This window comes from Phycisphaerae bacterium, assembly GCA_035275405.1.
In the GTDB taxonomy this organism is placed as follows: domain Bacteria; phylum Planctomycetota; class Phycisphaerae; order UBA1845; family UTPLA1; genus DATEMU01.
The window spans coordinates 303,469-311,380 of record DATEMU010000005.1 but is presented as its reverse complement, the minus strand read 5'-3'; the positions used below and the strand labels follow the sequence as shown (position 1 = coordinate 311,380).

The 7,912-nt window shown below is 61.4% G+C and carries 7 protein-coding genes; 1 reads left to right on the top strand and 6 read right to left on the bottom strand.

Going from position 1 to position 7,912, the window contains the following annotated elements; translation table 11 throughout:
* Positions 1 to 46 precede the first annotated feature (46 nt).
* The 3 genes from VJZ71_09180 to VJZ71_09170 form a co-directional block, all read right to left on the bottom strand.
* Positions 47 to 253, bottom strand: coding sequence for a DUF5989 family protein (locus VJZ71_09180; protein HKQ48227.1), 207 nt, complete (start codon positions 251 to 253; stop codon positions 47 to 49).
* Between the two features lie 81 nt (positions 254 to 334).
* Positions 335 to 922 (bottom strand): hypothetical protein, encoded by a 588-nt coding sequence (locus VJZ71_09175; GenBank protein ID HKQ48226.1) that lies wholly within the window; start codon positions 920 to 922, stop codon positions 335 to 337.
* A 6-nt stretch (positions 923 to 928) separates the two neighbouring features.
* Positions 929 to 2,764, bottom strand: coding sequence for a carbamoyltransferase (locus VJZ71_09170; GenBank protein ID HKQ48225.1), 1,836 nt, complete (start codon positions 2,762 to 2,764; stop codon positions 929 to 931).
* A 234-nt stretch (positions 2,765 to 2,998) separates the two neighbouring features.
* On the opposite strand from VJZ71_09170, the gene VJZ71_09165 reads away from it, so the two are divergent.
* A complete protein-coding gene (locus VJZ71_09165; GenBank protein HKQ48224.1) occupies positions 2,999 to 4,138 on the top strand; it encodes a PHB depolymerase family esterase in 1,140 nt (379 codons plus the stop codon).
* Between the two features lie 72 nt (positions 4,139 to 4,210).
* On the opposite strand, the gene VJZ71_09160 is transcribed toward VJZ71_09165, so the two are convergent.
* The 3 genes from VJZ71_09160 to VJZ71_09150 all read right to left on the bottom strand — a co-directional run bounded on the left by VJZ71_09160 (position 4,211) and on the right by VJZ71_09150 (position 7,907).
* A complete protein-coding gene (locus VJZ71_09160; GenBank protein HKQ48223.1) occupies positions 4,211 to 5,206 on the bottom strand; it encodes a hypothetical protein in 996 nt (331 codons plus the stop codon).
* A 309-nt stretch (positions 5,207 to 5,515) separates the two neighbouring features.
* Positions 5,516 to 6,577, bottom strand: coding sequence for a hypothetical protein (locus VJZ71_09155; protein HKQ48222.1), 1,062 nt, complete (start codon positions 6,575 to 6,577; stop codon positions 5,516 to 5,518).
* Between the two features lie 262 nt (positions 6,578 to 6,839).
* The gene (locus VJZ71_09150; GenBank protein ID HKQ48221.1) at positions 6,840 to 7,907 is read right to left on the bottom strand and encodes a hypothetical protein; all 1,068 of its coding nucleotides are present in this window, start codon (positions 7,905 to 7,907) and stop codon (positions 6,840 to 6,842) included.
* Between the last annotated feature and the right edge of the window lie 5 nt (positions 7,908 to 7,912).

Here is a 7,912-nt window from a genome sequence, read left to right as displayed (position 1 = left end):
GCTACGGCTCAACCGAGTATAACCAATGGCGGCGAATAACGACAAGTCAGAATAGTGGATATACGAACGGCATGGCGGCGCTTCCGCCGACATAGACCAGTGCCCCGATGAGTGCGACAACTACCAGAATGGGCAGGAGCCACCATTTCTTGTTGTGCTTGAGAAAATCCCAGAACTCGGCGACCAGACCGACGCGCTCGGCGCCGGCTTCGCGGGTGAAGTCGTTGGGATCGCGGGTATCGTTGGCGCTCATGGGTTCCTCATTTTATCGACGGCGGGCCCGGCCCGCACTCCAGTCTCATTTCAGTTCAACGGCGGGTAGAACCCGCCCTACCTAAAACTGGCGGAAGTAGCGCTTCACGTCGGCGACCGGACGCCGCGGTATCCAATAGCTCGGCGCGGCGTCGTCGAACCGGCGGGTCATCGTGTCGCGCCCGATCAGTTTGAAGATTATCGCGACCGGCAAGAAGATCACAAAAAACATCACGGCCATGATGATCGGGCCGACGACGAGTCCGATGGGAAACGTCGCGACGAGCGCTATCGAATAGACCGGTCGGATCAGTTCGAACCCACCGGCCACTCCGATGACGAAAAAAGCGGCGAGGGCGACGAAGACCCACCGATGAGGACCGGCGACCTGCGCGTAAAAGAGGGCGGCCAGGGCCGCGAAGAGGAGGGCCCCGATTATCCCGTACTTCTTTTGTCGCTGGGGGACGCTCTTTAGCGTCGTGCCGATGACGCTCAGGACGGCGCCGGCGGCCAGGAGCTGCCAGGAGAGCAGGCGATCCGCAAACCGAACGATCGCGCCGACCTCGGCGATTTTTCCGACCGCCAGGATACCGAACACGATCGCGCCGATGGCGGCGAAGACCCGCAGGTCTTTCCTTTGGATGTCCCAATTGGTTTCGATGATTGCCATGGCCGTCTAATCCAGCTCGAATTCCTTCAGGTAATCGTCAAAGTCCACTTCCCGGGCTCCCGGCTGTTCTTCCTTGAGCAGCACGATGTTCTCCATCACCAGCACGTCCATGTTGGTGAACTTGAAGCAGCGGTAGGCATTCTCCGGATAGCACACGATCGGCTCGCTGCGGACATTGAAGCTGGTGTTGATAATTACGGGGCAGCCGGTCTTGTCCTTGAACCGCTTCATGATGTGGTAAAGCCGCCCGTGCCGCTCTTCGTCCACCGTCTGCACGCGGGCGGAATAGTCCACGTGGGTGATGGCCGGGACCACCGAACGAATCTGGTGGAGCTTGTCGATGCCGAAGAGACCGTTGTCCTTGTGCGGGGTGCGCTTGTCCTCGCGGACGGGGGCGACGAGGAGCATGTAGGGACTGTCCTCATTCGGTCGCATCTCAAAGTACTCGTGGACATCCTCACGGAGCACGCAGGGGGCGAAGGGGCGGAAGCTCTCGCGGAACTTGATCTTGAGGTTCATGATCGACTGCATCTTCGTCGAGCGGGCGTCGCCGACGATGCTGCGGCAGCCCAGCGCGCGCGGGCCGAATTCCATGCGCCCCTGGAAAAGGCCAATGACTTTTTCCTGCGCCATCAGTTCGGCCACTTTGTCGATCAACGCCTTCTCGTCGGTGTAGTGGTGATACTTGGCGCCGATGGAATCGAGGTACTTCTTGATCTCGCCGTCAGTGAATCGGGGGCCGAGCAGGCTGGCCGACTGTTTGTCGCGGCGGTTGTCGCTCTCGCGCTTGTTTCCGAGGAGCTGGTACCAGACGAAGAGGGCCGCACCGAGCGCTCCGCCCGCGTCACCGGCCGCCGGTTGAATGAAAATCTGGTCGAAATGCCCGTCGCGGAGGATCTCGCCGTTGCCCACGCAGTTGAGGGCGACGCCTCCGGCGAGGCAGAGATTTTTCATGCCCGTGACTTTTTGCACGTGCCGGGAGATCTTGAGCATGATCTCCTCGGTCACGACCTGCACGCTGCGGGCCAGGTCCATCTCGCGCTGGGTGATCTTGCCTTTTTCCGATTCCCGGGGGGGTCCGCCGAAGAGCTGCGCGAACTTGTCGTTCGTCATGGTCAGCCCTTCGCAGTAGTTGAAGTAGTCCATGTTCATCCGGAACGAACCGTCATCCTTGATGTGAACGAGGTGCTTGCGGATGAGGTCGACGTACTTCGGCTCTCCGTAGGGCGCGAGGCCCATGAGCTTGTATTCGCCGGAGTTGACCTTGAAGCCGGTGAAATAAGTGAAGGCCGAGTAGAGCATTCCCAGCGAGTGGGGAAAGTGCAGTTCGTGGGTCAGTTCGATCTTGTTGCCGCGGCCGGACCCGAAACTGGCCGTGGCCCATTCCCCGACGCCGTCGAGCGTAATGATCGCGGCCTCCTCGAAGGGCGAGGGGAAGAACGCGCTGGCCGCGTGGGACTCGTGATGCTCGGTGAAGATGTAACGGCCCTTGTAGGTCCCCTTGAGCGCTTTATCCATTTCGCGCGGCAGGTGCAGCTTCTGCTTGATCCACAGGGGCATGGCCTCGCGAAACGACGCGAATCCCCGCGGGGCATACGCCAGATAGGTCTCCAACAGCCGCTCGAACTTGAGCAGCGGTTTGTCATAAAAGGCGACATGGTCAAGCTGGTCGGGCGTGATCCCGCCTTCCTTCAGGCAGTACTCCACCGCGTTGACGGGAAACCGGTAGTCGTGCTTCTTTCGGGTGAACCGCTCCTCCTGCGCAGCGCCGACGATGCGGCCGTCCTGCACGAGACAGGCGGCGCTGTCGTGATAAAAGGCGGAGATCCCCAGGATGTTCATTCGGCAGCACCCACTCCGGAGCAGCTTGTGATATTAGGTCGGGCGACAGGTCGCCAGGGTGAACAAAATGATAGTATATCACAGGTCCCTCAAAAAGGGAGATACGGCCGGTAATGGAGGGCTGGAAAAGCCCTCCGTTTGAGAGGGGAACGAACCGGGAATGGTCCGTATTAGTGAATGGCGGCAGGGCCGTTATTCTTGCGGGTTTCGATTGATCTCGGCATGATGGCGGCAATGAACCTACCCACCGCTCGGAACGGGCCTGCCGAGTCATCCTATCGCAAATTGCACTTCCGCGTTCCCGGCAATTTGATCGTCCTATTGGGGCTGATGGGTGTCACGAACGCGGCGGCGGCCTATCCCCTGCAGGCGCCGCAAACGAGCCAGCGGCGTCTGCCCAACGGTTTCGTTTCTAAAACCTTGAAAATCAAGGATCAGCGGGACCGGAAGTATGCCGTATTTGTGCCACCGCAATACGGCGCGAGCCAAACGCATCGCTGGCCGCTCATCCTCTTCCTCCATGGAAGCGGCGAATGTGGGATGGACGGCATCAAACACACGACGCAGGGCCTTCCGGTCTACATCTCCAAACGCGCCACGCGCTTTCCCTTCCTGGTCGTCATGCCCCAGGCACAGCAGAATGCGTTTCGGGGTCCGGAGGCGGCGGCCGTCTGGGCCATCCTCGACGAAGTGGATCGGAGCTACCGCGTCGATCACGACCGCATCTTTCTGACCGGCCTGTCCATGGGCGGTATCGCCACGTGGGAGCTGGCGGTGCTGCGGCCGGACGTCTTCGCGGCGATCGTGCCGGTCTGCGGTTTTGCGCCGAACGAATACCTGTCCAACATCAAAGACCTTCCGGTCTGGGCATTTCATGGGGCGCTGGATCAAAACGTTTCGGTGTCGGGGTCGCGCGACGCGATCGGGGCGCTTCGGAAACTGGGCGCAACTCCGAAATATACGGAGTATCCGGATCTCGCGCATGTTTGCTGGGACCGCGCCTACGCGGAGCCGGAGCTTTACAAGTGGTTGCTGAAGCAACGTCGAGGGCCTCCGCCGAAGGTCATCGACTATTTGTTTCCGGGCGGAATGTCACGCGTATGGTGGCTGGCGGCGGAGGCGGAGCCCGGCGGAAAACGCCCGGCACGGATACATGCGGAGATCCGCGAAGGCGGGCATGTCGTATTAACGTCGGAAAACGTTGCGGGATGGGGGCTGGTGTCGAACGGCCCGCCGCTGCCGCCGGAATCCGACATCCGCGTCGAGTGGAACGGCAATGAGGTTTACCAGGGGAAGTTTGAGGGCTTGTTGAAGATGGAGCCGACGAAACCGACGACGCAGCCGTCCGCGAAGCCCGCCCAAGCGGCACCGTAAAAAACACACCGACGACCTTTGGGGCCGCCGGTGTGGGAGAGGAGGAGATGAAGTTGCCAGAGATTCGCCGGGCTACGGCCCCATCAGCAGACCGTCGGTGAACGGCTGCATGTCCATACCGTTGGCGTAGCCGTCGTTGTTCAGGTCGCCGACGAAGACATCGAAGAAACTCGACGTGCCCTCGCCGTTTTGGATCATCAACATCGTCTTGGGCCGCACCATGCCCATTCCGATGAACGTGACTTCATAATCGCCGTCGGGAAGTTCGGTCTCGATGTGACCCTGGCCTTCTTCGTCGAACTGCACGCACTCGACCATGAGCGGCGGGCTATTCGGCAGTCCGGGCGCCCGGAACTCGAGCAGACCGGTAATGGGGGGAAGAATGACCGGAGGAAGGAGAACGCCGTAGCACGATGTATAGAGCACGTACGAGAGGTCGGTCTCCACCGGCGGGCTGCAATCGTCGAATATCGTGCAGAAGATGGCGCCGCCGGCGTCGCGCTGTTGGGCGTCACAAAGACGGGTGTGATCGGCCTCCTGCGGGTCGCGATAGCCCGACCACCGGAAGTCCTCCACGCCCGAGCGGGGACTGTCGGTGTCAATTTCCGAAATTTGGAGCCAATATTTGAAGGCGGTGAGCGCCGCGAAGCCGCCGCCGGGCAGGCAGACGGTAAAGCGATAGACCTTGCGGCCCTGGCAGTCCAGGCCGGCGTAGGCATAGGAGGGTTTGAGGCACCAGAAGGCCTGGACCGTGGAAGGATTGCACCCCGCCGGGCAAGGCCCCGCCGTGTTGTTTCCCCAAATGGCGATGTAGAAAGTCCGCGTGAGCTGGTTCTGATTGGGATCCAGGACGACGCCCCACCAGCGGATCTTCTTGATGACCGTGGTAGCGGAGAACTGAAAATCGTCCATGGCGATCCTTTGCAACGGCTGAGGAGAAGTGCAGGTGATGACGGTCGATGAGAGCGCGCCGTTCGGCGCCCTCCACGGTTGATTCTGGGCCAATAGCGGCGACGTCAATAGGAGAAGGGCACTTGTCCAACCCCAACCGGTTGTGATTCGCATCATTGATATTGCCTCCTCGGGCATGTTGAGGTTCCGGTCGATCGGCACACGCCGGTTCGCCACGGAACGCGACCACTTTCCTGTTGGAGCCGCCCATCCCGAATCACCGATTGACTGACGATCCGGAAGGGGCGGCTCCAAAAATAGACGCGAAAACAGCGAGAGAACGGGCTCAAAAAAGATGGAAATGCCGACGAGGCAGTGCGAACGGGAGCGTCCGCGTCAGGCGGCGCTACAAATACGAATGCGCCGGCAGTCGTATGAAAACCGCCGGCGCGTTCGATGGACAGGAGGAGAAGTCAGCCAGGGACTCTACGGGGCCAAAAGGCCGCCCACAATGATGGGAATATCCGTGCCGTCGACGAGCTCGTCGTTATTGAGATCGCCAAACCGGTCGATGACAAAATCCGCGCCCATCGCCACGCCACCGCCGATCGCGATGGGGCGAGTCTGGGCGCCCATGCCCATGCCCCGCAGGGTCATCAAATAGCTTCCATCTTCCAGCCCCGGATCAATGGCGTACATCCCGTCATCCGCCGGTTCCACGAGGTCCGTGTAGAGGACCTCGCCTCCCGTCGTTGCTCGAAACTCGGCCAGGAAGACGGTCGGCGGAGGCAGCGGCAGGGTCGGCGCGAGGATCGCGCCCGCGACCAGCGTCGTTCCCAGCTTAAAGGCCAAGTCCGGCCCATTGGCGAAGCCTGCGGGATTGAGATGCGGCGCGCAGATGGCGCCCAGATCGCAACTCGCCACGGGAACGCCGGGATTGGGGGGTACCAGGAACATTGCCGGACACAGCGGATCGGCGTCGAACGCGCTGTCGAACGGGTGATAGGTGCTCCATCGGAAATCGACCAGACCGGGATTGATGCTTCCTGCCGACGGTGGCGCCGCCGTGGGCAGATCGATCTCGGAGATTTGCAGCCAGTAATGCGTTCCCGCCGTCTGGGTAAACGCCGGGCTCAACGGTGTCCAAAAGCCCCAGACGGTTTTCCCGTCACAGTTGATGCCGATCTTCTTGGAATGCGGGACGACACACCACGACATCAGCGGCATGCCCGGGTTTCCGCAAGGCGTGCAGGGGGTGTTAATGTGGTTCCAAATCCTGATGAAAAACGGCCGGAAGCGCTGCGCTGGGCCCTCGGGTAGATCACCCGACCAAGTCACCCACGTAATGGGCCCGGTCTGCGTACACATGAAGTCGTCCAGCGCGATCACGGTCACGATGTCCGGCGTCCCGCAGGTCTGCACCCGGGTATCGGGCACCGGCCCATCGGGATGGTGCCAAGGCTGGGCCCACTTGATCTGCCCCCAGGCCGGCGACACGACCATCAAAAGCGTACTCGCGACATACCATCTCAAGCGGTTTCGCGACATGAGAATTACCTCCGGGGGTACGGAACGATTCCGGTCGGTCGCCACCCCCTGGCGGCGTACGGAAGGAGAAGGCATTTCCTGTGTTAGCCGCCTCGCCGAATTGTGGCTCTCTCCGCATTTCGGAGGGGCGGCTCATCCATAAACGCGGGAAAGGGTCGGGTATCAGCTCAGGAGCGAGCTGAGTAAACGAGTAATGGGAGACCTGAGGTCGTAGGGATACTCAAGCCGCGGAACAAGTCGAGCGCCGCGCGCCCCTCGATTCTCAATAATCGAAATTCGCCCAGGTGTTTGCGACCGTGAACGGGCCTCCGCCGCCGAGGCTGATGATTGCCCCGAAATCGTTGCCCGCGACGATGTTGTAGCCCGTGCCGGGGCCGGCGGAGCTGTTCTTGACGATGAAATTCGCCGGCGAGGCGATGTCGAAGTTGAAGGTCGTGTTGAAGGCGGCATTGTTGGACTCCACGCGCGTTCCGCCCGTGGAAGAGCTGAACACGCGGATGCCCGTGGCGTTGGCCGTGGCGTTGTTCTCCAGCACGAGGCACTGACCCGCCGCCTCAATGCCGTGCGCGGTGTTGGACCGGACGTTGCAATTCGTGACGCTGCATCCGACCGCGGCGCTGATGCCGTTGGCGTCGTTGGACTGCGTGTCGCAGATCGTCACGATGCTTCCCGCTCCCGCGTTGATCCCGTTGCCGCCGTTGGACGACGCAACGCAGTCCTCGATCTTGCAGCCGCTGCCGGTGCGGATGCCGTCCTGTCCATTGCCGCAGCACTCCGCGTCCTTGCAGATGCACTTGTCGCCAATCGAGAGGCCGGGGCCCGTGTTGTTGTTGCAGCTCATGTACAGGACCGTCGTTCCGCCGTTGGTATTGACTCCCGATCCGCCGTTGCCCTGGGACATGAACATGATGACCTGCGTCTTGTCCGAGGTCAGTGTGTTGATCCCGTCGCCGCCCCAGCCGGTCGCGTTGCCGTTTTCGATTCTGATCCTGCTGCGGGCGCCGGAGACGTGGACGCCGTTGAGCGAACCGGGGATGCCGCGAATCGTGAAGCCGCGAAAGTCCAGACTGACATCGCTGGAGGCGATGATGATGCCGTGCGCGCCGGCGGTGCCCGTGAGGTCCCGGGTGAGGTAGTAGGAGCCGGGCCCGCTGATCGTAAGAGGAATGAAGGAGATGGGGGTGCGGGGCTCGACCGTTGCCAGATCCTTCATGGTTGGAGCGACGGGGCCGGCAGGCGGCGTCAAGCTGCCCGCGTTGACCCAGACGACCATGGCCAGTACCAGCGCGGACAGAAAGGCCGATTTGATTCGTACGTTCGCTCGCTTCATTTTCA

What these genes read in the sequence shown, in the direction of transcription:
- VJZ71_09180 (HKQ48227.1), bottom strand. Translation starts at nt 253, where the DNA reads ATGAGCGCCAACGATACCCGCGATCCCAACGACTTCACCCGCGAAGCC.
- VJZ71_09175 (HKQ48226.1), bottom strand. Translation starts at nt 922, where the DNA reads ATGGCAATCATCGAAACCAATTGGGACATCCAAAGGAAAGACCTGCGG.
- VJZ71_09170 (HKQ48225.1), bottom strand. Translation starts at nt 2,764, where the DNA reads ATGAACATCCTGGGGATCTCCGCCTTTTATCACGACAGCGCCGCCTGT.
- VJZ71_09165 (HKQ48224.1), top strand. Translation starts at nt 2,999, where the DNA reads ATGAACCTACCCACCGCTCGGAACGGGCCTGCCGAGTCATCCTATCGC.
- VJZ71_09160 (HKQ48223.1), bottom strand. Translation starts at nt 5,206, where the DNA reads ATGATGCGAATCACAACCGGTTGGGGTTGGACAAGTGCCCTTCTCCTA.
- VJZ71_09155 (HKQ48222.1), bottom strand. Translation starts at nt 6,577, where the DNA reads ATGTCGCGAAACCGCTTGAGATGGTATGTCGCGAGTACGCTTTTGATG.
- VJZ71_09150 (HKQ48221.1), bottom strand. Translation starts at nt 7,907, where the DNA reads ATGAAGCGAGCGAACGTACGAATCAAATCGGCCTTTCTGTCCGCGCTG.